22 protein-coding genes are annotated in these 25,291 nt (G+C 63.6%); 9 read left to right on the top strand and 13 right to left on the bottom strand.

The window, feature by feature from the left end; all coding sequences use genetic code 11:
• Positions 1-61: 61 nt before the first annotated feature.
• From JSO19_RS03390 to JSO19_RS03400, 3 genes are all read left to right on the top strand, one after another.
• Positions 62-3,769, top strand: a complete 3,708-nt coding sequence (locus JSO19_RS03390) for a S8 family serine peptidase (protein ID WP_270909743.1) — start codon at positions 62-64, stop codon at positions 3,767-3,769.
• Positions 3,769-4,449 (top strand): class F sortase, encoded by a 681-nt coding sequence (locus tag JSO19_RS03395; RefSeq protein WP_270909744.1) that lies wholly within the window; start codon positions 3,769-3,771, stop codon positions 4,447-4,449. Before JSO19_RS03390 ends, JSO19_RS03395 begins: the two co-directional genes overlap by 1 nt.
• A 62-nt stretch (positions 4,450-4,511) precedes the next feature.
• Positions 4,512-5,243 carry a metal-dependent transcriptional regulator gene (locus tag JSO19_RS03400; RefSeq protein ID WP_270909745.1) on the top strand — a complete coding sequence of 244 codons (732 nt, stop codon included), beginning with the start codon at positions 4,512-4,514 and terminating at the stop codon, positions 5,241-5,243.
• Between the two features lie 39 nt (positions 5,244-5,282).
• On the opposite strand, the gene JSO19_RS03405 is transcribed toward JSO19_RS03400, so the two are convergent.
• From JSO19_RS03405 to JSO19_RS03415, 3 genes are all read right to left on the bottom strand, one after another.
• Positions 5,283-6,026, bottom strand: a complete 744-nt coding sequence (locus JSO19_RS03405) for a phosphoglyceromutase (RefSeq protein ID WP_270909747.1) — start codon at positions 6,024-6,026, stop codon at positions 5,283-5,285.
• Positions 6,027-6,084: 58 nt separating this feature from the next.
• On the bottom strand, positions 6,085-7,191 hold the full coding sequence (gene ygfZ, locus JSO19_RS03410; protein ID WP_270912091.1) for a CAF17-like 4Fe-4S cluster assembly/insertion protein YgfZ: 1,107 nt from the start codon (positions 7,189-7,191) through the stop codon (positions 6,085-6,087).
• Between the two features lie 141 nt (positions 7,192-7,332).
• Complete coding sequence (locus JSO19_RS03415) at positions 7,333-7,629, bottom strand: hypothetical protein (protein ID WP_217135428.1); 297 nt, start codon at positions 7,627-7,629, stop codon at positions 7,333-7,335.
• A gap of 46 nt (positions 7,630-7,675) precedes the next feature.
• Between JSO19_RS03415 and mshD the strand changes: the two genes are divergently transcribed.
• The 4 genes from mshD to JSO19_RS03435 all read left to right on the top strand — a co-directional run bounded on the left by mshD (position 7,676) and on the right by JSO19_RS03435 (position 12,657).
• Positions 7,676-8,527: a mycothiol synthase gene (mshD, locus tag JSO19_RS03420; RefSeq protein WP_270909748.1), complete on the top strand. Its 852-nt coding sequence runs from the start codon at positions 7,676-7,678 to the stop codon at positions 8,525-8,527.
• 9 nt (positions 8,528-8,536) lie between these two features.
• Entirely contained in the window at positions 8,537-10,714 is a 2,178-nt protein-coding gene (locus JSO19_RS03425; protein ID WP_270909750.1) for an RNA degradosome polyphosphate kinase, read from the top strand.
• Positions 10,711-11,676 (top strand): NUDIX hydrolase, encoded by a 966-nt coding sequence (locus JSO19_RS03430; RefSeq protein WP_270909752.1) that lies wholly within the window; start codon positions 10,711-10,713, stop codon positions 11,674-11,676. The genes JSO19_RS03425 and JSO19_RS03430 overlap by 4 nt, the downstream gene beginning before the upstream one ends.
• A 66-nt stretch (positions 11,677-11,742) precedes the next feature.
• Positions 11,743-12,657 (top strand): diacylglycerol/lipid kinase family protein, encoded by a 915-nt coding sequence (locus JSO19_RS03435; protein WP_270909753.1) that lies wholly within the window; start codon positions 11,743-11,745, stop codon positions 12,655-12,657.
• Here the strand turns inward: JSO19_RS03435 and JSO19_RS03440 are convergent.
• The 3 genes from JSO19_RS03440 to JSO19_RS03450 all read right to left on the bottom strand — a co-directional run bounded on the left by JSO19_RS03440 (position 12,644) and on the right by JSO19_RS03450 (position 15,775).
• Complete coding sequence (locus JSO19_RS03440; RefSeq protein WP_270909755.1) at positions 12,644-13,849, bottom strand: CapA family protein; 1,206 nt, start codon at positions 13,847-13,849, stop codon at positions 12,644-12,646. The genes JSO19_RS03435 and JSO19_RS03440 overlap by 14 nt on opposite strands.
• Before the next feature lie 110 nt (positions 13,850-13,959).
• Positions 13,960-14,589: a hypothetical protein gene (locus tag JSO19_RS03445; protein WP_270909757.1), complete on the bottom strand. Its 630-nt coding sequence runs from the start codon at positions 14,587-14,589 to the stop codon at positions 13,960-13,962.
• Positions 14,579-15,775, bottom strand: coding sequence for a benzoate/H(+) symporter BenE family transporter (locus JSO19_RS03450; RefSeq protein ID WP_270909759.1), 1,197 nt, complete (start codon positions 15,773-15,775; stop codon positions 14,579-14,581). The genes JSO19_RS03445 and JSO19_RS03450 overlap by 11 nt, the downstream gene beginning before the upstream one ends.
• 138 nt (positions 15,776-15,913) lie before the next feature.
• Here JSO19_RS03450 and pdxY point away from each other — a divergent pair, with 138 nt between their 5' ends.
• The gene (gene pdxY, locus JSO19_RS03455) at positions 15,914-16,765 is read left to right on the top strand and encodes a pyridoxal kinase PdxY (RefSeq protein ID WP_270909760.1); all 852 of its coding nucleotides are present in this window, start codon (positions 15,914-15,916) and stop codon (positions 16,763-16,765) included.
• Here the strand turns inward: pdxY and JSO19_RS03460 are convergent.
• The 6 genes from JSO19_RS03460 to soxR form a co-directional block, all read right to left on the bottom strand.
• Positions 16,762-17,622: a hypothetical protein gene (locus JSO19_RS03460; RefSeq protein ID WP_270909761.1), complete on the bottom strand. Its 861-nt coding sequence runs from the start codon at positions 17,620-17,622 to the stop codon at positions 16,762-16,764. The two genes, pdxY and JSO19_RS03460, sit on opposite strands and share 4 nt — an antisense overlap.
• A gap of 83 nt (positions 17,623-17,705) precedes the next feature.
• Positions 17,706-19,007, bottom strand: a complete 1,302-nt coding sequence (locus JSO19_RS03465; RefSeq protein WP_270909762.1) for an ABC transporter permease — start codon at positions 19,005-19,007, stop codon at positions 17,706-17,708.
• The gene (locus tag JSO19_RS03470) at positions 19,004-19,696 is read right to left on the bottom strand and encodes an ABC transporter ATP-binding protein (protein ID WP_270909763.1); all 693 of its coding nucleotides are present in this window, start codon (positions 19,694-19,696) and stop codon (positions 19,004-19,006) included. Before JSO19_RS03470 ends, JSO19_RS03465 begins: the two co-directional genes overlap by 4 nt.
• The gene (locus JSO19_RS03475) at positions 19,696-21,291 is read right to left on the bottom strand and encodes a hypothetical protein (RefSeq protein WP_270909764.1); all 1,596 of its coding nucleotides are present in this window, start codon (positions 21,289-21,291) and stop codon (positions 19,696-19,698) included. The genes JSO19_RS03470 and JSO19_RS03475 overlap by 1 nt, the downstream gene beginning before the upstream one ends.
• Positions 21,292-21,297: 6 nt before the next feature.
• Positions 21,298-22,332 carry a hypothetical protein gene (locus JSO19_RS03480; RefSeq protein WP_270909765.1) on the bottom strand — a complete coding sequence of 345 codons (1,035 nt, stop codon included), beginning with the start codon at positions 22,330-22,332 and terminating at the stop codon, positions 21,298-21,300.
• A 189-nt stretch (positions 22,333-22,521) separates the two neighbouring features.
• On the bottom strand, positions 22,522-22,971 hold the full coding sequence (soxR, locus tag JSO19_RS03485; protein WP_270912092.1) for a redox-sensitive transcriptional activator SoxR: 450 nt from the start codon (positions 22,969-22,971) through the stop codon (positions 22,522-22,524).
• A 91-nt stretch (positions 22,972-23,062) separates the two neighbouring features.
• On the opposite strand from soxR, the gene JSO19_RS03490 reads away from it, so the two are divergent.
• On the top strand, positions 23,063-24,508 hold the full coding sequence (locus tag JSO19_RS03490; RefSeq protein ID WP_270909766.1) for an MFS transporter: 1,446 nt from the start codon (positions 23,063-23,065) through the stop codon (positions 24,506-24,508).
• Here JSO19_RS03490 and JSO19_RS03495 read toward each other — a convergent pair.
• Entirely contained in the window at positions 24,493-25,287 is a 795-nt protein-coding gene (locus JSO19_RS03495) for a GNAT family N-acetyltransferase (RefSeq protein ID WP_270909767.1), read from the bottom strand. The two genes, JSO19_RS03490 and JSO19_RS03495, sit on opposite strands and share 16 nt — an antisense overlap.
• Positions 25,288-25,291 lie beyond the last annotated feature (4 nt).

Consider the following 25,291-nt stretch of genomic DNA (forward strand, 5'->3'; position numbering starts at 1 on the left):
GCATGAACACTCACCCGCAGGCCGAGTGCACCCCGATTTCCAGCGTGAAGGAGCAACGATTTTGGCTCGAATAGGCAGCTTTCGCATCACCCGCCACCGGCGCGTTTTCGAAACGGCGGCGAGCGCAACCGTCGCGGTGGCGGTGTTTCTCGGAGGCGCTGCTACGCTCTCGCTCCCTGGTGTGCAGGCAGCGCTGCCCACGCAGTCACCGGGTGACGAGACTGTCCAAGCTGCAGAGCGCCCGGCCACCATCTCGCAGGATCTGCTCGACCTAGAGGGCCAAGTCGACTCGGGAGCGTCACGCAACGCACCGCACGACGAAGCGCCAGCCAAAGAGGCTGTCGAACCAAGCGGCAAAGCCGATGGGCCTGCCGCGGGCGAAGACTCCCCCGCAGCGGTCACCGACCCAGACACGGCGAGCTGGCTCGACGAGAAAACCGGCCGCGCTGAAATACTCATTCGGTTTACCGACGAAGAGGTTCCCGCAGAAGCAGCGGGCGACCCTGAGGCGGCAGCGGCCCTCCTGCAGCAGTCGGCCGAAGACACCTTCGCTCAAGCTGAACGCGACCTAGCGAAGCTCGAACGCGACGGCACCGTCACGGTGCTCAACACCTCGTGGCTCGCAACCACCATGCTCGTCGAAGCCGAGCCGAGCGAAGACACGATCACCGCGCTCGCAGCGCTTCCTGGGGTCGCTGACCTCACGCCGAACTATGAGGTGCACGGTCTCGAGAGTGAAGAACCGATCGAGGTCACCGAGACTCCGGGTGACGGTGAGTACACCGACAACGAGGGCAACCCGATCACCTATGGTCTCAAGCACCTCAACGCCCCCGATGCCTGGGAGTTTTACAACGCCTACGGCCAGGGTGTTCGCGTCGCCGTGCTTGACACGGGCGTCGACCCGAACCACCCTGACCTCGCTCCCCGCCTCGCAACCGATGACCCGAGCGACCCGCTGTACCCGGGAGGGTGGATCCACCTCGATCACGAAGGCAAGCCGCGCGCAAAACAACCAGCTGACCCCGCAACCCACGGAACCCACGTCGCCGGAACGATTCTCGGCGGTAACGAGTTTGGGGTGCAGATTGGCGTCGCCCCACAAGCTGAGCTCATGGCTGTGAACGCGATTAGCGACGGAAGTAGCAGCTTCAAGATCCTGAAGGCCCTCGAGTGGACCATGGACCCCTACGATGCCGAGGGCAACAAAGCGGGCCGTCCAGCCGACGTCATCAACATGTCGCTCGGCAACGCCGACAAGAAGTTCACCGACACCTATCTCTTCGGGGCTTTGCAGAAGCTTCGCGCCGCTGGAATTTTTCCTGCCGTCGCGAGTGGCAACGACATGAAGGAGGGCTCGGAGTGCATCTCGAACCCGAGCTCATCGTATGACGCCTTCGCGGTCGGCATGAGCACCGAAGACCGGTCCATCAACTCGCGCTCGTGCGGCGGTACGACCCACTGGTCTGAGAGCATCGTCAAGCAATTTGGGTGGCCCTCTGGCGAGTTCATTCGCCCCGACGTCGCGGCTCCCGGTACCGACATTATCTCGTCGGTACCCGGCGGCGGTTGGGGCAAATCGACCGGAACGTCGATGGCCACCCCGCACGTCGCCGGCGCCGTCGCTGCCCTACGATCAGCACAGCCCGGCCTCTCAGTAGACGAGATTGCGACCGCGCTCGAAGAGACCGCATGGCACCCCGATAAGAATGCCGAGGGGGTTTTCGCCCCCGATATTCGGTTCGGCCATGGCATCATCAACCTGCACGATGCGATCGCGCTGGTTCGCGGCGAGAGCGGCTTCTCGCTCACTATCACCGATGCCGTCACGGGTGACCCCGTATCGGGCGCTCAGGTGAGCTGGGCAACCGACCACAAACCCAACGGAATGCGTGAAAATGCTGAGTACGGCGAGACCTGGAGCACCGACGAAAGTGGTACGGTGACCTCTTACCTGCCGCCCGGCTCGTACACCCTCACGGTCGACCGTTTCGGCTACGAACAACAAACGGTTGAAGCGTCAGTCGCTGAAGGCTCGTTCGTCGAGCTCGAAACGCAGCTCTCGCCGAAGGTCACCGGCAGTGTTGCCGGCCTGGTCACCGATGCATCAACCGGCAAACCCTTGCCAGGCGTCACCGTGGCTCTCGCCGGTCACGATCTCAAGACCCTGACCGATGACCGTGGAGCCTACACGCTCGCAGGGGTTCCCGTGGGCGAGATGCATCGCTTGCGTGCCTCGCTCGAGGGCATGCACACCGAGACGGTCACTGATATCACCGTCACGAATCACGATGAACCGACAAGGCTCGACTTCCAGCTGAACGCGCTTCCTCACGTGCTCGTGCTCGGTGACGCCACGGGTCGCTCGGCTCAGCTTCTCGCGACGCAGAAGCTCGTCGTCGACAGCACTGACTCCCTTCCCGAGACCCTCGAAACCCTCACCCACTACGACGTGGTGGTCTGGGACGACCCCGGTAAGGTCTCGCGTGAGAAGCTCACGAAGGCCATCGAGGTGACCGACAAGGCGGGCACCGGTATTGTTTGGCTCGACCTCGGTTCGAGTGACACGAGCGGCCTCGCGGTTTTGCATGACACCTTTGCCTCTCCCAAGGAGCGCAGGACGCAAACTGACGAAACGGTGTTCTCGATCGGCTACCAAATCATCAAACAGCCAGACCACCCCCTCTTTGACTCGGGTTCGATCTTCACTGGCTCGCTCATCGATAGGTCGCTCATTACCCAAGATGCACACCCCACAAGCGACTCGTTCTGGGCTTCGTTCGATGGGCTCCAGAGCAAGACTGCTGTCGTGCTCGCCGACACTGTCACGCTCGTACAGGGCGATTCGGCCAAGTTCCAGAAACCACGCGGCGCTGGAATCGCCGTCGACGAGCGTGCCGGCAACCGTCACGTGTATCTCGCCCTACACGCATCACACGCCGCGGTCGACGCACGAACCTGGTCTGCCCAGGGCAAGCAGGTCTTTGCCAACGCGGTCACGTGGGCTGCGTCTTCGAAGGTCAACACTCCGTCACCGAAGCCAAAGCCAAAGCCCGAGGTGCCCGTACCTCCCGTGGTGACACCAGGAGACGGCGGATCGAGAGTGCCGACCACCACCCCCCAGAACCCCACCTCACCAAAGCCCGGGGCCAATGCGCCCGGAGCAGTGCAGCTGCCCCCTCTCGCCAACCCGCAGCAGGGTACTCAACAACAGACAGCGAAGAAGGGTGGATCCACTGGAAGCCTTCGCGCTCCCTCGGCCCAAGCAACCCCGAAACCCGAAAAGAAGCCGGAGCCTCCGGTCGCGGCAGAAAACCTCCTGACCAAGGCGAACGCCGGTGGTATCACGATGCGACTCGAAGAAGGTATTGCACACATCACGATTCCCGACTCGAAGCCCGGTGATTGGTTCTTCTTGCACGTTTACCCGAGCAAAACCCCGGTCGATTGGATTCGGGTGAACGACGACGGCGAACTCCGCGTCGATATCTCGTCGCTGAGCGACGGCGAGTACCAGTTCGCCTTCACGAGCAGTGATGAGCAGTTCGTCGGATGGGTCACGTTACAACTCGGTGAGCCCGTCGCCGAAGAGGCCGAGCAAGAAGAGCACACCGACCCCGCGACGATCGTTCCCGCGACCATTCCGCCCGCCGGTTTCTCGCTCTCAACGACCGAGTTGCTCATGCTCCTCGGCGCGGCCGTGCTGCTCCTCGGCGCGGCCGGAGTGGTGCTGTTCGGTTTGCGCAAACCTGCGGTTCCCGAACCCTAATGGGAGCCCCACGACAACAGGGCAAGCGCGCGGTGCGGCCTTTCACGGCGATCTTGATCGGCCTCACCGCGCTCCTGATTGCCGCCGGACTCGGCCTCGTCGTGGTTGGTGCACTCAGCCTGTTCGCACCCGAGCCGCCGCCAGGAACGGGTGCCGAACGCCTCACGACCGTCGAGCCGGCGCCCGAAGCGGTTACGCCCGACGCTGCTCGGCCGGTTGCACTGAGCATTGCCTCGATCGGCTTCACCGCCCCCATCGAGGCAATGTCTGTTGGCAGCGATCACGACCTCTTTCCCCCGGGATTCACTCAGGCATTCTGGCTCGAAGACTACGGATTGCCGGGAGCGGGAAGCACGAACACGGTGTACCTCATTGGCCATACCTCGTCGAATGAGAGCGCCGTCTTTGATCCGCTCGTCAATCGCGCCGAGCAACGCTCGACGGTGCTCGTGGGCGACGAGATTGTCGTGACCACTGAAAACGGCGACGTCGTCTACGAGGTCACCTCGACCGAACGGCACCCCCGCACGGCACTCGGTAGCCTCGAGAAGGTCTGGCAGAGCGCACCGGGTCAACTCGTGCTCGTCACCTGCCTCTTCGACGCTGAGCACAACGTCGTCTCAGACAACATTGTGCTCTTCGCAACCGAGCGAACCGCCCTCGCCGATGCCGAGCTCTAACCGAGTCTCAGTATGCCGCGAGTAGAATGAATGCCGACCCAGTAGCTTGAAAGAAGGCGGGCGTGGCAGAGCTCATTAATGCACCCGAGATGTATCTCAAGGCTGTTCTTGAGCTTGAAGAAATTGGTGTCGGAGCGCTCCGCACGCAACTCGGCAAGCGCCTTGATCAGGCCCCCTCGACCGTGTCACAAACCGTCACCAAGATGCTGCGTGATGGCCTCTTCGTCGCGGTACCGGGCGACCGACAAATATACCTCAGCGGCGATGGCCGCCGCGAAGCGCTCGGCATCATGCGCAAGCACCGCCTGGCCGAGTGTTTCCTTGAACAGGTCGTCGGTCTCGAGTGGCCCTTTTTACACCAGGAAGCTTGCCTCTTAGAGCACGCGATGAGCGACCGAGTAGCTCACCTCATGGCCGAGCAGCTCGGAAACCCCGAGTTCTCGCCCTACGGCAACCGCATTCCAACGAGGGAAGAGATCGATCGCGGCTTCTCGCGCTCCCCCGGCACCCGCGGGCTGCTCAACGCCCTGCGCTTCACCTTCGAAACCTCACCGCAGTCGGTTGCCGTGCTGCGATACATTGGTGAGGCTGTGCAGCTCGACACCAGGCTACTCACCACGATGGAACGCTCAGGCCTCAAGCCCGGCGCTACGATGTTCATCAAGCGACACGGCCCCGCGGTGCGCCTGTGCGCGGCTGGGTTTCACCGCACGGTCGAGTTCGACCATGAGCTCGCCGCGAGCCTCTTCGTCGAGGCGTCAGACTACGAATACACGTCTGGCCCGGAAGCCTAAGCTGCCGAGCCAGAACGTCAAGGTTGAACGAGTCGCGCGTTAGTGCTTGCCCTGCGCGGCAACCGCTGCAGCTCCCGCGGCCGCGGCCTCTGGGTCGAGGTACCGGCCCTCGCCCACGGGTGTGAAGTTCCCGTCGAGCTCGTACACGAGGGGCATGCCCGTCGGGATATTCAGCGAAGCAATGTCTTCATCGCTGATGCCCTCGAGGTGCTTCACGAGCGCGCGCAACGAGTTGCCGTGAGCGGTCACGAGCACCACCTTGTTGTCACGCAGGTCGGGAATGATCGAGTCTTCCCAGTAAGGGACGAGGCGCGCAATTACGTCTTTCAGGCACTCGGTCTGCGGGCGCTCACCGTCGATACCCTCGTAACGGGCGTCGTTCGCCTGTGACCACTCGCTCGCGTCGTCGAGCGCTGGTGGCGGCGTATCGAACGAACGACGCCACTGCATGAACTGCTCTTCGCCATACTTCTCGAGGGTCTCAGCCTTATCAAGCCCCTGCAGCGCACCGTAGTGACGCTCGTTGAGGCGCCAGCTGCGACGAACCGGAACCCACAGGCGATCAGCGGTGTCGAGCGCGATGTTCGAGGTCTGAATCGCACGCGAGAGTACCGAGGTATGCAGCACGTCGGGCAGCAGGCCAGACTCGCGCAGCAGCTCGCCCGCGCGTGCGGCCTCGCCCTTGCCCTGCTCGGTGAGTCGCACATCGACCCAGCCGGTGAAGAGGTTCTTTTGGTTCCATTCGCTCTGCCCGTGGCGCAGCAGTATGAGGGTGTAGGTCATGCCCCCAGTCTAGCGAAGAACCACGCGTTCGGCGGGGTTCGGCCGTGGTACTCGACGGCTAGAGGCGGCGCAGCTTCGGGATATCGCGGGTCGCGCCCGCGTCACCCGGGACGATGAGCTCTTGCGTGCAGACGGCGGTGCCGCCTGAGGGCAGCGGAACCTCGAGCGTTGCGTCGGCGGGGGTCGAGCGCTTCAGAAGCGCGAGGGCAATGACTCCCCAATCGTGGTGCACGGCAGAACGACTCACGCGCCCAACGGGTCGTTCCTGCCCCGCGACGGTGAGCAACGCGCCAGGTTCTGGGGTTTCGCCGTCGCTGCCATCGATGTGCAGCATCACGACGCGGCGCGGTGGGTGGCCGAGGTTGTGCACCTTGGCGACGGTTTCTTGGCCGCGGTAGCAGCCCTTGTTGAGGTGCACCGCGGTGCGCAGCCAATCAAGTTCGTGCGGAATCGACCGGTCGTCGGTGTCGGCAACACCAACCCGCCAGGCGGCGATCTCAAGCGCCGAGAGGGCGTCGAGCCCGGCGAGGCGCACCGCTCCCGATGCGGCCGCTGCGGCGATGGCCGTGAGCTGTTCGCGGGCAACGAGGGCGATCTCGAAGTTCCAGTCAATGTCGCGCTGGGCAGCGTACTGGTGGCCGCCGCGCTGCACCTCAGCCCAGGGGTCACGCCAGGTGATGAGTGGAGTTGTGGTGCGCGTGACGAACTCACGGGCGAGCCCAGTGCTGTCAGCCGAACCCGCCGGCACGAAGGTCGCGACCTGAGCATATTCGGTAGAGACGTCGGCAACCTCGACGCGCAGGGCGAAGCGCATGCGCGTGAGAAAAGCGACGGTATCGTCGGCACGGCCCTCGTCGAGCAACAGCCAGGTGGTCTCGCCGTCATCAACGACGCGCAAATATTGTTCGACGCGGCCCTGCGCCGTGAGCAAGAGAGACTCGGTGCTCTCACCGGGCGGCAGACCGCGCAGCAGCTGACTCGTCATCGAGTCGAGCCAGTTCAACCGGTCGGGGCCGGTGACCGTGACGACCCCGCGATGCGAAAGGTCGACGAGAGCGGCGCCCTCTTCAAGAAGGCGTGCTTCAGCGATGGGTTGCCCATAGTGCCGGGCAACGCCCATCTCGCCCTCGCAAACCGCACCGGGCAGTTCGCCGAGGGCGCTCATCACAGTGACTACTTCTGGCCCTTAAAGAGCTTGTAAATCACGGTGCCCGATACCCAGGCAATCGTGACTGAGGCAAGACCAAGGAGGCCGAGGAAGAAGAGTTCAAGCGCAAACAATGAATCCATAACACCCAGTCTACCGCTACTCGACGAGGAATGCGACGAGCTCGACCAGGGCGATCAAGATTGATCCGCCGACAATGCTGTATGACAGGCGTGAGATGAAGCCATCGCGCTGGGCCGTGCCGAGTTGCAGCATGAAGGCACACAAAATCGTTCCACCGATCGCGAGGGTGAGCCATTCGAAGCGCTGACCCGCTGGGGCCCAGACGACAACGGCGACCGCGCTAAGTGTGGCCCAGAGCCACGCGATGATCGTTCGCGCGATATGGCGGTCGGTCTCAGAGACCGCCTGCGCGGGCACACTGGTTTCAGTCATACCTCTAACAGTAGCCGAGCAGGGCTCGGTCAGTAGACTGACAATTATGAACGAGGCGATGAAAGAGCTGCTTCGCGTTGCCGAAGCCCACGACGGTTTTCCTGCCATCTCTGACCAGGCACAGCGTGAAGCTGCGTCTGGAGCCCGCGAGATCGTCACCCGCGAGGTGGGTGACCTCACTGCGGTCGGCATCGTTGGCTCAGACGAGGTTGATCTCGTCGTTCACCCAGATGCTCGCGGGAGGGGGCTCGGCTCTGCCCTGCTCGACGAACTACTCGGCCACGCCGAGGGCCAGGCGGTGCTCGCCTGGGCGCACGGCGAAAACCCGGCGGCGAGCCACATGCTTGCCTCGCGCGGCTTCTCGCCCGTTCGCACGCTGCTGCGCCTCGAGCTTCCGGGCGAAAAACTCGCCGAGGTGAGTGTGAGGCCGCTGGCCGACGGGCTCACACTCGAGACCTACGACTCAGCAAATACTCGGCACGGAAGCGACCTCATCGGGGTCAACGCGCGCGCGTTCGCGTCGCACCCCGAGCAGGGGCAGCTCACGCTCGCCGAGTTCGAGCAGACCACGTGCGAAGCGTGGTTTGACCCGAAAGACCTCTTTCTCGTGTACGAGGGCGAGACCTTACTCGCATTCTCGTGGATCAAAACCACCCGTTCAGTTTCGGGCGCGGTCGAGACCGAGCTCTATGTCATCGGCGTCGACCCCGAGGCCGCGGGCCGTGGGCTCGGCACGACGCTGCTCGGCATCACGATGGCACGCATGGCAGAGCACCGGCCCGAGCGCGTGACGCTCTATGTGGAGGGCGACAACGAACCGGCGTTGGCACTGTACCGTCATGCACTGTTCACCACAGCGTTACGCAGCACACAATGGCTTCGCGCACGCCCTGAATAGAATGGGGTCATGACGAACGACGCCACCGCAGCCACCGACCTTCCTGAAACTGGAGTCATCGAGGTTGTCGACGCAGCCTCGCTGCCGCTCGAGAGGTACATTGACCGCGAGCTCAGTTGGCTTGCCTTCAACCAGCGCGTGCTTGAGCTTGCCGAAGACCCCGCCGTGCCGTTGCTTGAGAGGGCGCAGTTTCTCGCGATCTTTGCTTCGAACCTCGACGAGTTTTTCATGGTTCGAGTGGCCGGCCTCAAGCGTCGCATCGTCACGGGACTCGCGGTGCCAACGAACACGGGCCGCGCGCCAGGCGAACTCCTCGCCGAGATCATGGAGCGCGCCCGCGAGCTGCAGGAGCGGCACACGGCCTGCTACCTCTCAGAGGTGAAGCCCGGGCTCGCGAACGCCGGCATCAGACTCGCCTCGTGGGCCGACCTCGACGACGCCGACAGGGCCGTCTTGACCGACTACTACGAGCAGCGCATCTACCCCGTGCTCATGCCGCTCGCCGTCGACACTGCTCACCCCTTCCCCTACATCTCCGGCCGCGCCCTCAACATGTCGATTCGGGTGCGCAACCCGAAGACCGACAAGATCGAGTTCGCCCGCCTCAAGGTGCCGCAAATGATTCCTCGGTACGTGCGGGTCGACCGTCGCGAGACGAGCGACGACATTCGGTACATCGCGCTCGAAGACCTCATTGACGAGCAGCTCGGCGGGCTCTTCCCCGGCATGGAGGTCGTTGACACGCACGTGTTTCGCGTGACCCGAAACGAAGACGTCGAGATCGAAGAAGACGAGACCGAGAACCTCATTCAGGCGCTCGAGAAAGAGCTGCTGCGCCGCCGTTTTGGCCCGCCCATCCGCCTCGAGGTCTCTGATGACATGGACGACGATACGCTCGCGCTCCTCGTGCGCGAGTTCGAGATCACCGACGACCAGGTGTTCGTACTGCCCGAACCACTCGACCTGAGTGGGCTCTTCTCGGTTTCAAGCATCGATCGCCCAGACCTCAAGTACCGCCCGCACCTGCCCGTCACCCACCCCCGGCTGCAGCCGCCGTCGCCGGGTGACCAGGTCGATATCTTCGCCGCGATCCGCCGCAACGAATTGCTCGTGCATCACCCGTACGAGTCGTTTGCGACGAGCGTGCAGGCGTTTCTCGAGCAGGCCGCGGCCGACCCGAACGTGCTCGCGATCAAGCAGACCCTCTACCGCACCTCGGGCGACAGCCCCATCGTTGAGGCGCTCATCAAGGCCGCAGAGGCTGGCAAGCAGGTGCTCGCGCTCGTCGAGGTCAAGGCTCGCTTTGACGAAGAGGCGAACATTACGTGGGCCAAGAAACTGGAGCGCGCCGGCGTGCACGTCGTGTACGGGCTCGTGGGGCTCAAGACCCACTGCAAGCTCATCCAGATCATTCGCGAAGAGGGCGGCAGGCTCGTGACCTACTGCCACATCGGCACGGGCAACTACAACCCCAAGACGAGCCGCGTGTACGAAGACTTCGGCCTCTTCACGAGCGCCGACGACGTGGGCCGCGATGTCACGAAGCTCTTCAACGTGCTCTCGGGCTACGCGCTTGAAAAGAAGTACTCGCGCCTACTGGTCGCCCCGCTCAAGCTGCGATCTGGGCTGCTCAAGCGCATCTACCGCGAGGCCGAGAACGCCCGCGAGGGTCGCCCGAGTGGCATCATCATCAAAGCGAACTCAATGGTCGACGAAGAGGTCATCGACGCGCTCTACCTCGCCAGCCAGGCGGGCGTACCGATCGACGTGTGGGTGCGTGGCATCTGCTCGATCCGCGCTGGCGTCGCAGGCCTCAGCGACAACATTCGTGTGCGCTCGACACTCGGCCGCTACCTCGAGCACTCACGCATTTACGGGTTCTTGAACGATGGCGGTGAGCGTGACGTGCTCATCGGCAGCGCCGACCTCATGCACCGCAACCTCGACCGCCGCATCGAGGTGCTCGTGCGCCTCGATGACCCCGACCACATCGCCCGCATCGACAAGCTCTTCGGTTGGGCGTTCAGCGACGATGTTGCTTCGTGGCACCTGCAAAGCGACGATACGTGGAAGCGCCGTAACGAGAACGCCGAGGGCGAGCAGTTGCCCGACGTGCAAGACCTCGTCATGAACTTCAGAACGCTCGCGAGGGCGAGGCGCAACCGTTCGGTTCAGGTGACCGAATGAGCACCGCAGCTAAGGCCGCGCCGCAGAAGACCGTGCTCGCAGCGGGAACCGTGCCGTGGCGATACACCAAGTCGGGCGGCATCAAGGTGCTGCTCATTCGGCGCCGCAAACACAACGACTGGAGCTTCCCGAAGGGCAAACTCGACAAGGGCGAGAGCCTCCCGGCTGCCGCCGTGCGCGAGACCGAAGAAGAGACGGGGCTCGACCTCGCCCTCGGAACGACCCTCGGCACGATCAACTACACGGTCGGCGACGCTATCGCCAAGACCGTGCAGTACTGGGCGGCCCACGTGAGCGCCGAGCACTTCGGCGACTACGAGTTTGAGCCGAACGATGAGGTCAAGCGCGTGAAGTGGGTGCGCGTCGAGAAGGTGCGCGACCGCCTCACCTACCCCGCAGACCAAGAGCTCTTTGGCGTGTTCGAGCAGCTCGTTGTGGCCGGGGCCCAAGACACCTTTGGAGTGATTCTTCTGCGCCACGCCAAAGCGGAGCCACGAGGCGAGGCCTTCACCCAAGACGCGCTGCGACCGCTGCGCACCTCAGGCGTCAAGCAGGCACAAACGATCGCGCCGGTGCTCGCCGCGTTCAGCCCCGAGGCGATCGTCACGTCGCCCGCGACGCGTTGCACAGAAACGGTGGATCCGGTGGCCAAGCTGCTCGAGATCACCCCTCGTCTGGCCCCTGAAGTGAGCCAGGATACCTGGGATGAGGGCGACGTTTCGGGGCTCCGTGAGCTCGTGAACGAGGTGCTCGCCGATGAGACGAACGCCATCATCTGCTCACACCGCCCCGTGCTTCCCGACCTCGCGCGCGAGATCGCCGCGGTGAATCGAACACGACCAGGCCGCTACCTCACCGAGGCAACCGAGCTGCCGCCTGCCGCGTTCTCGGTGTTTCACATCAGCAAGTCGCCCTCTGAGCAGGGCATCGTCTCGGTCGAGACCTACCCCATCAAGGCGTAACGCGAAGCACCCGTTGGCCCTATGACGCATGCAGCCGTCAGAGCCAACGTCGGGTACGATGCTACCGTGACCGCTCATTCGCCCACGCTCGGCGTCGTTATCAACCCCGCCTCTGGGCGCGGCCGAGCGCGTGCAGCCGGTCGTTCCCTAGTCACGGCGCTCACCTCGCTTGGGCTGCACTGCGTGGTGATCGAAAGCCCGAGCCGCGAAGGATGCGAGCTTCGCGTCGCTGAGATCGCCGAACGGGTCGATGGCTTCGTGCTCGTTGGCGGCGACGGCCTCGTCGCGAGCATGGTGCAGCTCAGTGCGTTTCGGGCAAAACCCTTCGCGGTGTTTCCGGCCGGAACCGGCAACGACTTTGCCTCGGCCTTCGGCTTCGCATCGTCGCCACGGGTGTTCAGCAAGCAGCTCATCGCATCGCTCCCCCGCCCGGTCGCAGTCGACGCCGGCACGATCGCGCACGCGAGCCTCGAGCGGCCGCTCTGGTTCGCAGCACACGTGTGCTTTGGCCTCGTTGCGAGGGTAAATGCAAGAGCGAACGCTTACCGGTTTTCGGCGGGATCACTCGGCTACAAGGTCGCCCTCGTGCGCGAACTGCTACGTGGCACGTTCGATCGATACCGTTTTACCCGCGGCGGCCGGGTACGCGACACCACCGAGCTCCTCATGACCGTCATGAACACCCCCATGCTTGGCGGAGGCATTCGCCTCGTGCCACAGGCAAGCCCACACGACGGCTTGCTCGACGTCATCACCGTCGCACGAGCAACCCGGAGGCGCATCTTCAGCGTGCTACCGATGCTCGCGACGGCACGCCACGAGCACCTTCCAGAGATCCAGATCGAGCGGCACGGCGCTATGACCATCGGTGGCGACGACCTCGAGGTCTATGCCGACGGCGACGTGCTCGGGGTTGGCCCGGTTGACATCGTCGTGCAGCCCGCAGCGCTCATGCTCTGGCGCCCCGCTACTCGTCGGTGATGCGCCATTCCCTCACGAGGGGCGCTTCGAAGCGGGTCATCGTCACTTCGGTGCGCGTGCGCACGTCAGCGTCAAAGGCCTCGCCCTGACACACTCCCTGAGGCGCGTCAGAGGCAACTGAGCACCAGCGGTAATCGCCGTTCTGGCGATTCGTTGCCGCAGCCCAGGCAATGTCGTTCGTGGCCCACGAGCCATCGTCCTGCTGCGCGAACTGCACCCTGGTGAACACGAACTCATTGTTCAGGTGCCGCTCCTCTGGGGCCGACTCACTGATCGCGTTGCCAGTGCCATACAGCACCGGGGTGTCGTTGATGACATCGAATGGCTGGGGAGCATGCGAGTGGTGATTCACGATGAAATCGAAGGCCCCGCTCTCGGCGAGCGCCGTCGCGTTATCGACCTGCTCCCAGTTCGGCTCACTCGTGTACTCGGTGCCAACGTGCTGCGCACCAATAACGATCTCGGCGCCCAACTCACGGGCCTTCTGCGCCCGCTCGATCGCGAGCTCTGGCATGAGCGGGTAGTCAACCTGCCAGTCGTGTTCGGCGTAGAGCCCGTTCAACGAGAAGGTCGCCGCGACGATGCCGATCTTGACGCCGTTCGCTTCAACGATGAGCACCTCATCGTCTTCTTCAGGGCTTCGCGCCGTGCCGGTGTGTTGAATGCCAGCGGCGTCGAGCGTATCGAGGGTTCGCACGAGCCCCTCGGTGCCCTGATCGACGGCGTGGTTCGTCGCGGTGGTACACACGTCGTACCCAACGTCTGCCGCCGCAAACGCCACCTCCGGCGGCACCGAGAACATCGGGAAGGCGCTGTACGGGCCACCGAAATCAGCGAGCGGCGTCTCCATGTTGCAGATGTTGAGGTCGGCTCGGTCAAGGTAGGGCTTCATACCCTCCAGGAGTGACGAGAAGTCAAAGTTGTGCCCCTCGGCCGTGGTGGGCACGGCGAAGCCACTCCAAAGCCCCTCGTGGAAGAGCAGGTCGCCCGAGACCGTCACCGAGACGCAGTGATCTGTGGGGCATTCAGGCCCCTTGCCCGGTTGCGCAACCGGCTCTGGTTCGGGCTCTGGCTCAGGGGCAGGTGCCTCTTCGACCGGTTGAGGAGCCTCTGGCTCTGGTTCGGGGGCACAGCCCGTGAGTGCAAGCAGTACTGTGCCGACAATGGCACAGCTCGTCAACATGAGTCGCATAGCTTTCAGTGTAAAGCAAAAGAAAAGACCGGGCCACAGAACGCCTCTCGGCGAAGGTCCGCTCGAAGCGGCAAAAGATGGAGCCCGGGGTTACTGTGGCCCGGCGCTTTCTAGTGTACTAGACCGGTGCGCCATGCCCTGGCCCCAGACCGAAAAACTTCAGCAATCTCTGAAAAACGGAGCGCTTGGCGGGTGAGCTTCGTCGCCTGGACCTCGTCGGTTGCCTCGCGGCTATCGGCGAGATCGGCCGCTCCAGCAGCAAAGACCTCGCTCGCGCTCGCTGCCCGCTCTAAGGCAATCGCAAAGTCGCCGGTAAAGGCTCCCCGCAAAATCTCATCGCACATCACACGCACGCTCTCTGGGGTGATCGGCAGCTGAGCGCCCGCGACAATCGGGTCAATGGTCGTGATGACAAGATTGCCGTGGTCAAACATGACACTCGCCTGCTGAGGGTCGCCAGAAACAACCGTTTGCAACAGGTAGAGCCGCCACAACAGGCCGGGCAACGAAGCCTCGTGCGCGTTCGACCAGAGCCGGGCAATATCGTCGATGCCCTCGGCCTCGACGAGTCGCAGCACCCGTTGCACGAGTTCTGGATCGGCCATGCTCTGCACGCGATCAAGCAGCGCCCACGCGGTATCGTGGGCAGCGGCAACTTTTACCGCCGGGTCTTCGTCACCAATAAAACGGTCAAACATCTCGCCCGGCTTCACGACGGGCCTCACAAATTCACGCTGCACGCCGACCACCGTACCTGAAAAGGCTCCACGTCAGCAGACCGAAAACCATGCCCCAAAAAGCCGAGCCAATACCGAAGATCACGACAGGGCTCGCAGCGACGAGAAAGGTGACGCCCGTGGCAATGCGCATCTGCGGATCGGCGAACGCTGCGGCGAGCGATGACACAAGGGTTCCGATGAGCGCGAGACCAGCGACCGTCTCGATGATGCCCGCTGGCGCGACCGCAACCGCTGCCGTGAGCACCGGGGTCAGCGCCGCGAGCACGAGGTAGGTGTACCCGGCAGTGTGGGCGGCGATCCACCGCTTTTCAGGGTTCGGGTGCGCCTCTGCCGACGACGGCAGCGCTGCGGTGATCGCTGCGAGGTTAATCATGTGGCCACCGGCGGGCGCGCCCGCTACCGTGCCGATGCCCGTGACAAGCAGCGATTCGCGCCACGGAACCTCGTAGCCCTGGGCCTTCATAATGGCGACACCGGGAACGTTCTGCGAGGCCATCGTGACGATATAGAGCGGCACGGCGATACCGATAATGGCCGAGGCCTCGAAGGTTGGCATTACCAACACGGGTTCAACGGCCGGCACACTGAACCCCTGACCGCCCGCGATCACGGCACTCGCGATGAACACGAGCGCGAGACCAAAAGCCGCGGGGGTAGCCCAGCGCGGCAAGAAGCGTGAGAGCACCAGCCACACGACGAGAATGGGGGCAACCCAGAGCGGGTTATCGGCGAGGGCGACGACCGGCTCCAAGCAGATCATCATGAGCACCCCAGCGAGCATTGCCTGGGCCACGCTCGCAGGAATCGCCTGAATGAGCCGACCGAGCAGGGGCCAGGCCGCCGTGAGTATCACGAGCAGGCCACCCACGACGAACGCGCCGATCGCCGCGCTCCAGCCACCGGTAACCCCTGCGGTCGCGATGAGAATCGCAGCGCCCGGCGTCGACCATGCCGTGAGGAGCGGTGCCTTGTGCCGCCAACTCAGCCAGATTGTCGCAAGCCCCTGGGTCACGTTGAGCGCAATGAGCCCGAGCGTCGCCTGCGCCGGGGTCGCCCCGACCGCAGCGAGGCCCGCGAGCACGACGGCAAATGAACTCGTGAACCCCACCAATGCGGTCACGACTCCAACACTTATTGGCTGTGCGAGCGAATCTTTCACAGAGCCATTATTGCAGTGCTCAGACATGTTGCCACATTCGGTGCTTCTTCTGGCCGCACCGTTCAGAGGGCCAAGGAACCTTTTGCGGCAAGCGAAGCCGCTGGTTTCGTCACTTTTGAGCCGTTTGGTCTATTTCGCCCCCGGAAAATATGGAATGATCGAGAGGTGAAAGCTCTCTCAATCCAATCATCAGTTTCGTACGGCCACGTCGGCAACTCGGCAGCCGTGTTTCCTCTGCAGCGCATCGGTATCGATGTCATGCCCGTCGCAACCGTCGCGTTCTCGAACCACACCGGCTACGGCGCTTGGCGTGGCCCGCTCATGAGCGGCGAAACCGTGCGCGAAATTGTCACCGGCATCGACGAGCGCGACGGGCTCGCTGATGTCGAGTTTGTGCTCTCGGGCTACCAGGGCGGCAACGATATCGGCGACGCCATTCTCGACTCGGTTGCCCTCGTCAAAGAGCGCAACCCCAAAGCGATCTACGCCTGCGATCCCGTGCTCGGGAACGCCGCGTCGGGCTGCTTCGTCGCGACCGAGGTGCAGGAGCTCATTCGCGATCGCGTCATCCCGAAGGCCGACCTCATCACACCAAACCAGTTCGAGCTCGGCTTCTTGACGAACACGAACCCGCAGACCCTCGATGAGACCCTCGCTTCAGTCGACCTGGTGCGCGAGCTCGGTCCCAAACACGTGCTCGTCACGAGTGTGGCACGACCCGACCGCCCCGAGAACACGATCGAGATGCTCGCCGTGACCGATGAGGGCGCGTGGATCGTACAGACCCCTCACCTGCCGATGAAAGCGAACGGCTCGGGCGACGTGACCGCCGCCCTCTTCACTGCTCACTTTGTGAAGACGAATGACGCAGCCCTCGCCCTAGCAAAGACCGTGTCGAGCGTGTTTGCCCTTCTCGAGAACACCCTGGCCTCGGGCGAGCGCGAGCTGCAGCTCATCGAGTCGCAGGAGGCCTACGCCAACCCAGAGATGCAGTTTGAGGTGCGCAAGATTCGCTAGAGCCCATAGCGGTCAACGACCGCTTCGAGATCGTCGAGGTGCTCTTCGACGAAGCGAGTCTCGTACTCGTCACGCACCTCGGCGATTCTCTCGCTCCAGCCGACCGACTTCGCGCACGTCGCGTCGGCGGTCGCAATCGCAATCTCTAACTCACGAAATTCTGCGAGTTGCGCCCCGCTCGGATCACCGAGCTCTTGCAGGTTCTCACGCATCTCTTCGGGAACGTCAGCTCGCTCGGTGCTGCGAATCGGGCGTTCCTCACGCATGCACTCGGCCCACTCGACGTTGAGGGCGACACTGCGCGCGTCGGTTGAGATGGTTTCGGGCAGCGCCCCGAGTGCGGCGACCAGGTCACGGAAATCGTCATCCTGGTAAATGCGTGCCGGATCGTGATCCATGGTAAAAAGCTGCGCCTCACTGCGGCAGCCCTCGAAACCGTTTTCTTGCGTGCCGTCGAGGGCATCAAGATATGCCTTCTGCTTCGTTGTACTGAGCTTCTCAAAGTACTCAGCGTTGGCGCCCGTCACCTCTTGCAGGTTTTCACCGAGTTGGGTGACATAGTCATCGGTCACCGCGTAGCCGCTCTTCTCAGCGGCCTCGAGCACCTCGTCGTCGCTCATATCGCGTTCGGCCTTCTTTGCAGCCACCTCAGGCTTGTAGTCGAAGCCGTTAAAGGCCATGCAACCAGCGATAATGCTCTCGGCGCCGGCCGCGCGCTCTTGTTCGTTCCACACCTGGTCGATATACCAGCTGAGCGGGTGCTCTTCAGGCTCGACTTCTTCGGTCTCGCTTGGCGGGAGAACCGGGGGCATCGGCAGTTCGGGCGCGCAGGCGGTGAGCGCCAGCGTACCCGCCATGAGGGTCAGGGCAGCCCAACCTACCGAACGTCGTTTCTGCAAAAGCGCTTTCCCCCGGCTCAAAACTGTCTTGGTGAGTGCTGCTAGCGAGCGTCGCGCAGGGCGTCGACGGGCTCGATGCGAGCAGCCTTTAACGCCGGGTAGGTGCCCGCCGCTAAACCTACAATAGCGCCAACCAGTACTCCAGCGGGCGCAGCCCACCACGAAACAACCGGTGTCCACTCCTGAATGACCGAGATGATCAGCAGGCCGATGAGCCCCACAGAGACACCGATGAGCCCGCCGAGAACGCCCGTGATGAGCGACTCGAGCATGAACTGCTGCGCAATATGTTTCGTGCGAGCACCGAGCGCCCTGCGAAGTCCGATCTCTGAACGCCGCTCGGCGACCGAGAGCAGCGTGACGTTGGCGATGCCAATGCCACCGCCCAGCAGCGCGACCGCGCCAATCGCGATAAAGAGCACGTTGAAGTCGGCCTCCATGCTGCCCTGCAGCTCGCTCATACTCGCGGGGGCCCCGATCTTGTACCCCTCTGGGCTGTTCGGGCTCAGTGCGATGGGAGCTTGCTTGGCCACGACGGGACCAGCACCGACCTGAATGCGAATGTCAAGGTTTTGTGGTTTCCCGAGGCCGAGCTGCTCCCGAGCCGTCGTGATCGGCACGATGGCCGAGTCGAGCAGCGTTTCGCGCACCCCCACCTCGTCGAGAATGCCAATGACGGTGTAGGCACGGTCGTCAATGAAGATGGCCGGTTGCCCGGTCACTCGGTTGATGCCGAGCTTCTCGGCGGCCTTCTTGCCGAGCACCACGACGCGATCACCGCGTTCGGCGTGGCCCTCGTCGAAAAAGCGACCCGTCGACAGCGATCCGCTCACCACGTCCAAGAGGCCGGCAGAGGCGGCAATCACCTTTGGTGGTGCCTCTGGGACGGCTCCGGGGTCTTGCACTTGCACGGCGTCAACGCTGAGGCCCTGAGGCAGCTCAGCAATGAGCGTGGAGTCTTCGACACCAGCGATCTGCGAAACCCGCTCGACCGCGTCCCACGGCAGCCGTTGGGTCACTCGTTCTTTATTCCCCGGGCCATCAGCCTTGCCCGGCTCGACCGTCACTCGCGTTGCCGTGACCGAGTCAAACTTTTGCGAGATCTGGCCCGCCGCCGTTTGGGCAAGGCCGATCGTCAGCACGAGCGAGGCAATGCCGAGCACGGTGCCGACGAGCGTGATGATGAGCCTCGAGGGTCGTGCCGCAACGCCCTCGAGCGCCTCATGCACGAGGTCTTGCGTCGTGAAGCCCGTCTTCACTCGTGAACGACGGGGCCGCCACGAGAAGCGTGCGAGCCGTGACCGGCGCGAGGGCTCCTCTGTCTCGGTGTGTAATTCGTTCACTCGATCTCCAACAATTCTCCGTCGCTAATGCGCACGCGACGCCCAGCAGCCTCGGCAACCGCCTGGTCGTGGGTAATCATAATGATGGTGAGCCCATCGGCCCCGAGCTCATCGAAAAGCCTCATGACGCGCCGCGAATTCTCTTTATCGAGATTGCCCGTGGGCTCGTCGGCGAGCAGCAGCTTTGGCGATGTACTCACGGCGCGAGCAACGGCAACGCGTTGCCGCTCGCCTCCCGAGAGCGTGCTCGGTGAGAAGTGCACGCGGTGGCTCAGGCCAACCCGCTCAAGAGCGGCGAGGGCGAGCTCCTTGCGCTCAGCCTTGGGCACTTGGGCGTACGCCGTGGCAAGCATGACGTTGTCGAGCACCGTGCGGTGTGGCAACAAGTGAAACGACTGAAACACAAACCCGATCTGACCGCCGCGAAGCTCGGCCCGTTCGTCTTCTGAGAGCGTTGACGTGTCAATGCCCTCGAGCAGGTACCGGCCGGTGCTCGGTCGGTCGAGCAGGCCAAGCGTGTTCAGCATCGTCGATTTGCCCGAACCAGAAGGCCCGACAATCGCGAGGTAGTCACCCCGCTCAACCGTGAGGTTGACGCCGCGCAAAGCGTGCACCGCGGGGGGCCCAGGAAAAATGCGCGTGATGTCGTCGAGCACCACGAGCGGGCCATCGAGTGTTGCTGGCTCCACTAGCGGCCCACCACGATCTTGGCGCCGGGTTCGATACGTTTGTCGCTCGCGCTGACCTCAACAAAACCGTCGGCGGCAAGCCCGACCGTCACCTCGATGATCTCGGTTGCGTACGGATCTTTCTTCGTCGGTGTGAGCAGCTCGATGCGATTGTCGCCCCCTGAACCCGCCGACAGTGCAGCGATCGGCACCGCGAGCACCTCGCCGTCGGTGGCCTCGACCGGAACCCGTACGCGCACGTTCGTGCCGCGCAGCGCCTCGATCTGCTCTGATGTGAGCTCGCCCGGCGCGAAAGTGACGGTGTAACGGCCACCCGAGTCGCCGCCCTGCGAGCCTTGCTGCTCGCCGCCGCCACCGTTGCCACCTCCCTCATCGTTCTTCTTGCCGGCTTTGGGCTCGGTGATTGCGGTCACCTTGGCTTCAAGCTCATCGCCATCGGGCCCCGGGAAGAAACCAACGCTGTCTTTTTTGAGCAGCTCAGCGTCTTGCTTCGCAACGGTTCCAGAAATCGTGAGCGTCGCGCCTGAAACGATCATCGCGTTGTTTTGAAGCACGTCGCCGCGCTTCACGTACACGCTGTCGACACGCCTTGGCAGCGAAGCAACAAAGACGACCTCGCTCGAGGGCAGCGACGGCAAGACGGCGATCTGTGCCTCGCCGAGCTCACGCTGAGCGTCGCCGAGGGACTCGTTCGCGGTTTGTAGCTGTGCGAGAGCAACCGAGTCGTCTTCTTGCGCTTCGCGAGCAGCACGAAGGTCGGCCTGTGCCTGCGAAACGCCGACGTTCGCGTCGCGCACTGCCCGCTCGGCACCACGGAGGGTATCGCGCGCCTCGTCGCCTCCGGTTGGCGCGTCGTAGCCTGCCCGCTCGTAGAGTGCCTGAACGCCCCAGGCGGTATCGTTTTCAAACACGTCGCTTGACTGATCGCCGGCCCAAATATCGAGCGCCGCAAGGGCCGCTTTGAGCTGAGCAACATCGGGGCCGCGCAGGCCAACGCTGAGGTTGCGGTATGCCGGCAGTTCGCCGGGAAGCACGAGCACCGGGCGACCGGCAACCTCGAGGGCGATATTGCCGCTCTCGAAGATCGCGCCCTCATCGGGCACGTGCCCGGTCACAACCGCACGCTCAGCGAGCCCTGCAGTATCGATCTCAAGCTCAACCGGATCGGCGTAGGTCACTTCGCCGCGCATCACGACGGTGTTTTCAATGGCGCGCTTCTCGACCGGAGCCGTAATGGGTCCGGCCTCGGGCGCCTCGGTTCTCGCGGCGAGTTCAGCCGGCGAAACGATGAACTGCATGACCAGAATGCCCGCGAGCAGCGAGACCACCGCGACACCGGCAATGAGCGCGACGAGCCTTGGCCCTGCCCATGCTTTCTTGCCGGGAACCCCCGATGCTTCAGGGTCGTCAGCGTCTGCCGGCTGGTGCTTCGCCGCCTCGGCCTTGCGTTCGGCACGTTTCTCGGCTCGGGCAGCTTTCTGCTCAGACTGCTCACGTTTCTTCTCGGCACGGGCCGAGGCCTTCGCCTCCTGAGCCGCGGCTTTTGCCGCGGCCTTCTCGTCTTTGCTCAGGGGCTGCTGTGATTCTTCACTCACCGAGGCCTACTTCTTCTGGCCGTACTTTGCGACCATGGCATCAAGCTGAGCCTTGTTCTTGTCGACGAAGGCCTGCGAAAGGTCGATGTCGACATCGCTGTTGACCTTGTCCCACTTCAGCTTGTCAGCGCAGGTAAAGTCGGCAACGGCAACCTCGATCTCGCGCTTCTGGAACTCGTCTTTGACCTCCTGTGAAGGCTCTTTCCACTCGTCGTTCTCACCGTTGTTCGCATTGACCTCTTCGGCTTTCTCGTTCCACTCCTCCTGGAGAGAATCCTGTGCGAGATTACGGTCACTGTAGTCACTCAGTCCCTCTTTGGCCATGCACTCAGCCCAATCGCTATTCAGCTTCTTAATGCGCTCGTCCTCTTGCATGTCGGTGTAGAGATTTTCGAGGTCTTGCATCAAATCAGCGAATTCTGGATCTTCGTAAATATCCATACCTGGGTTGTTTTGCGTTTCTTTTTGCGCTTCGCCATAGCAGCCCTGGTCGAGTGAATCCCAGTCGAAGTCTTCGCCTTCTTCGAGCAGTTCCATCTGCTCGTCGGTGAGCCCGGGCCCAGAGAGCGCTTCATAGTAAGCCTGCTGCTCTGACTCGCTGAGCGACATGACGTATTCCTCATTCGGGTCGAAGTACTCTTCTTCATCACCGTTAGCGGGGCTCATCATGTCGTTCATGCCGGGCCAGTCGACAATGCCGTACCCGTATTCTTTGGCAAACTCGAGGGTTCCCCATTCGGGCCCTGAGTCTTCTTCTTCCTCCTCGCCGTCGTCTTCGAAGATGACGGTCCCGCTGTTGGTATCAGGCTTGTATTCAAAGCCCTGCTTCGCCATGCACTCGGCGATCAGTGCCTGCTCTTCATCGTGCTGCTTATCGTAATCTTCCTGCGTCATATCCTCGCCCGTATAGAGCGCACTCCAGTATGCGTTGAGGGGATGATCTTCAGGATTTGGCTCGGTGTTTGACGAACAACCGCTCAGCACGAGGCTCGCAGCGCCAACAGTGACGAGTGTTGCAAAGATGAGTCTGTTCTGGCGCATGTTTGGCCTTTCAAATAACGCTTTGGCAAGGAATCTCCCGGCCCCAAAAGAGAGACATGCACCGGCGTACGCCAACCACATCTGCTTGGAAGCATACCCGAGAGCACCCACCGAGCTCCCCGCAATTCGGCACTTTCCAAGGTAACCATATGATCACGATGCGTGCCGCGTTCTTGGCCCCATGCCTCGTCAGTCGACCTGCAGCCTGCGCGCTCCGGGCCCCTCTTGAGCGAGCGTATCGCCGGGGTTCAGCACCCGGCAGGTGTTGAGCGATAGGCACCCGCAGCCGATACACCCGATAAGTTCCGCTTCGAGCAGCTCGAGCTCCTTGCGGCGGGCTTCGAGGCGATCGTGCCACTGTTGCGAAATGCGCCGCCAGTCGTTCTTGCCCGGCATGCGATCTTCGGGCAGTGACTCGAACACTTCGGCGACTTCAGACAACGGAATGCCAAAGCGTCGCGCCGCGCTGATGATGCCGATGCGCCGCAAGACATGGCGCGGGTAGCGTCGCTGGTTGCCTGCGGTGCGTACCGAGGTGATGAGCCCTCGCTCTTCGTAAAAGCGCACGGCGCTCGTCGCGATACCTGCGCGCTCTGCGACCTCACCGATGGTGAGCAGCTCTGTCGGCGTGTACTGCATCACGCACCTCATTCTCGCTCGGGGCCGGGGTGGTCTCTCAATAATAAGCACCCTTGACTTAAAGTGCACTTTAAGTTTTACCGTTGACCTCATGAGTCACCATTACCCAGATTCCCCCGCCCCAGAAACCGCCCCAACACCGCTGACCGAAACCGCCGAGACCGGTTGGCGCGCGCTCTTCTCACGGCAATACCGCTCGGCCGTGCTCGTCATGGCGAGCGGCGTCGCCCTCTACGCCATGAACCTCTACTTCACCGCAGCACTCATGCCCTCGGTTGTTGCCGACATCGGCGGCGAGCGCTACTACGCTTGGGCCTCAACCGGCTACCTCATCACCGCGGTCATCGCGACCATGTTCGTGAGCAGGCTCATCGGCACACGGGGCGCTCGTCGCTCGTACATCGGTGCCTACGTCGCCTTCGCTGCGGGAACGGCGCTCGGCTCCCTCAGCCCGACCATGGAGCTGTTCATCGCGGGCCGCGCGCTCCAGGGCATCGGCGCGGGCTTGCTCACGGGGCTTGGCTACGCGACGATCCGCTCGGTGTTGCCGGCGCAGCTCTGGATTCGCGCGACAAGCCTCATCACTGCCATGTTTGGCGTCGGGGCTCTCGTCGGCCCGATGCTTGGCGGATCCTTCGCGCAGGCCGGCGCCTGGCGTGCAGCGTTCGGGGTGCTTGCCGTGCTCGCCCTCGTGCTCGCCGTGGTCGCGTTCAAGACGCTGCCCCCGAAGCGCCCCGATGCGCAGGCCGCGGCCCCGCTTCCGATCGCCTCGATGACCGCACTCGCGCTCACGGCGGCCGCGCTGAGCCTCAGCTCGATTCTGTCGGGTGCATTCGTACTCGTGATGATCGGGGCGGGGTTGCTGCTGCTCGCCGCCTTTCTCGTCATCGACTCGAAGGACCAGCACGGGGTACTTCCCCGTCTCGCCTACCAGCGCGGCAGTTCACTGAAGTGGATCTACCTCACCGTAGCGACGCTCTGTGCCGGGGTCATGACCGAGAATTTCATACCGCTGTTCGGGCAGCAGCTGGGCGGGCTCTCACCGCTCGTCGCGGGCATGCTCGGCGCGACCCTATCGATCGGTTGGGTCGGCGGGCAGCTCTTCAGCGCCAACGTGAGCGCCGAGGCCGCGAGAGCGCTCGTGCGCACGGGACCGGCGCTCCTCACCGCGGGACTCACGGGCTACGGCTTGCTGCTCGTCGCGGGAGCCAGCACTATCACGGTTATCGTCTGGGCGGTGCTGCTGCTCGTCGCGGGAGCGGGCATCGGCCTCGCGTTTCCGCACCTCACCGTCGCGGCGATGAGCAGCAGCGATGACCCGGGCGAGAGCGCAAAGGCCGCGGCCGCCGTGAGCACCACGCAGCTCATCGCGTTCACGCTCACCTCAGCGCTCGCGGGAAACCTGCTCCTGCTCGGAGGCGCCGACCATGCCGCCTCTGCGCGGTGGCTCGTGTTGGGCATCGCGGTACTCACAGCGCTCGGCATCGGCACCGCATTCGCGGTCACGAAAAAGCGCCCTCATCACGCGAGGCCGTAGCTGCGCACCCGACACACGTCAGTGAAGCCGAGCCTGCGGTACAGGCCCTCGCCATCGGGCGATGCGGTGAGCACGCAAGCGACGGCACCGGCTTGCGAGGCAACATCAATCGCGGCGCGCGTCAGCCGAGACCCGATGCCTCGCGATCGCCACCCGGCGTCGACAATGACGTGCTCGACCGCCGACGAGGCTCCCACGACCACGGCGGCGGCGCAGCCAACCACCGCGTCGCCGTTGCGGGCAATGAGGTGGGTCACGGCCTTCTCACTCGCGGCGCCGGCGAGACCCGCGAAGGGCGCGAGCGCCGCGACAATGCGCGGCACGTCATCGGGTTGAGCATCTTCGGCAGCCCAGAACGCCGCCCACTCGGTGAGTTCTGCCTCGGTGTGGCACACTTCAATGCGCACACCGTCGTCGCCCGCTTCGTCCCTGACGGGCTCGGTCGCGGCGCTCTCGGCCACGTTCGAGCCGGTGAGGGGCAGCACCATGAGCGGCTCCTCCTCGATGAAGCTGAGGCCGGCATCGCGGGCGGCCGCCTCGGTCAAGGCGTACCCCTCGATTCCAGGCCAGAGCGCCCAGAGCGCAGGCACCCCGTGCATGCGCTCAAGCGACCGCTCGATCTCGCCGGGCGTGAACCACAGCACCCGGTTCAGTTCGGGGTGAGGTGCGCCGGTGCGGGCCCAGGCGAGCGTGGGGCTCTCGCCCCTGCGTACCCCTCGCACGAGATGAGTCTCGAGAAAGTGATGGCGAGCCGCAATGGTTGTCGCTTCGTCTTGCATGGTT

It is taken from the genome of Leucobacter sp. UCMA 4100 (assembly GCF_027853335.1).
GTDB lineage: Bacteria > Actinomycetota > Actinomycetes > Actinomycetales > Microbacteriaceae > Leucobacter_A.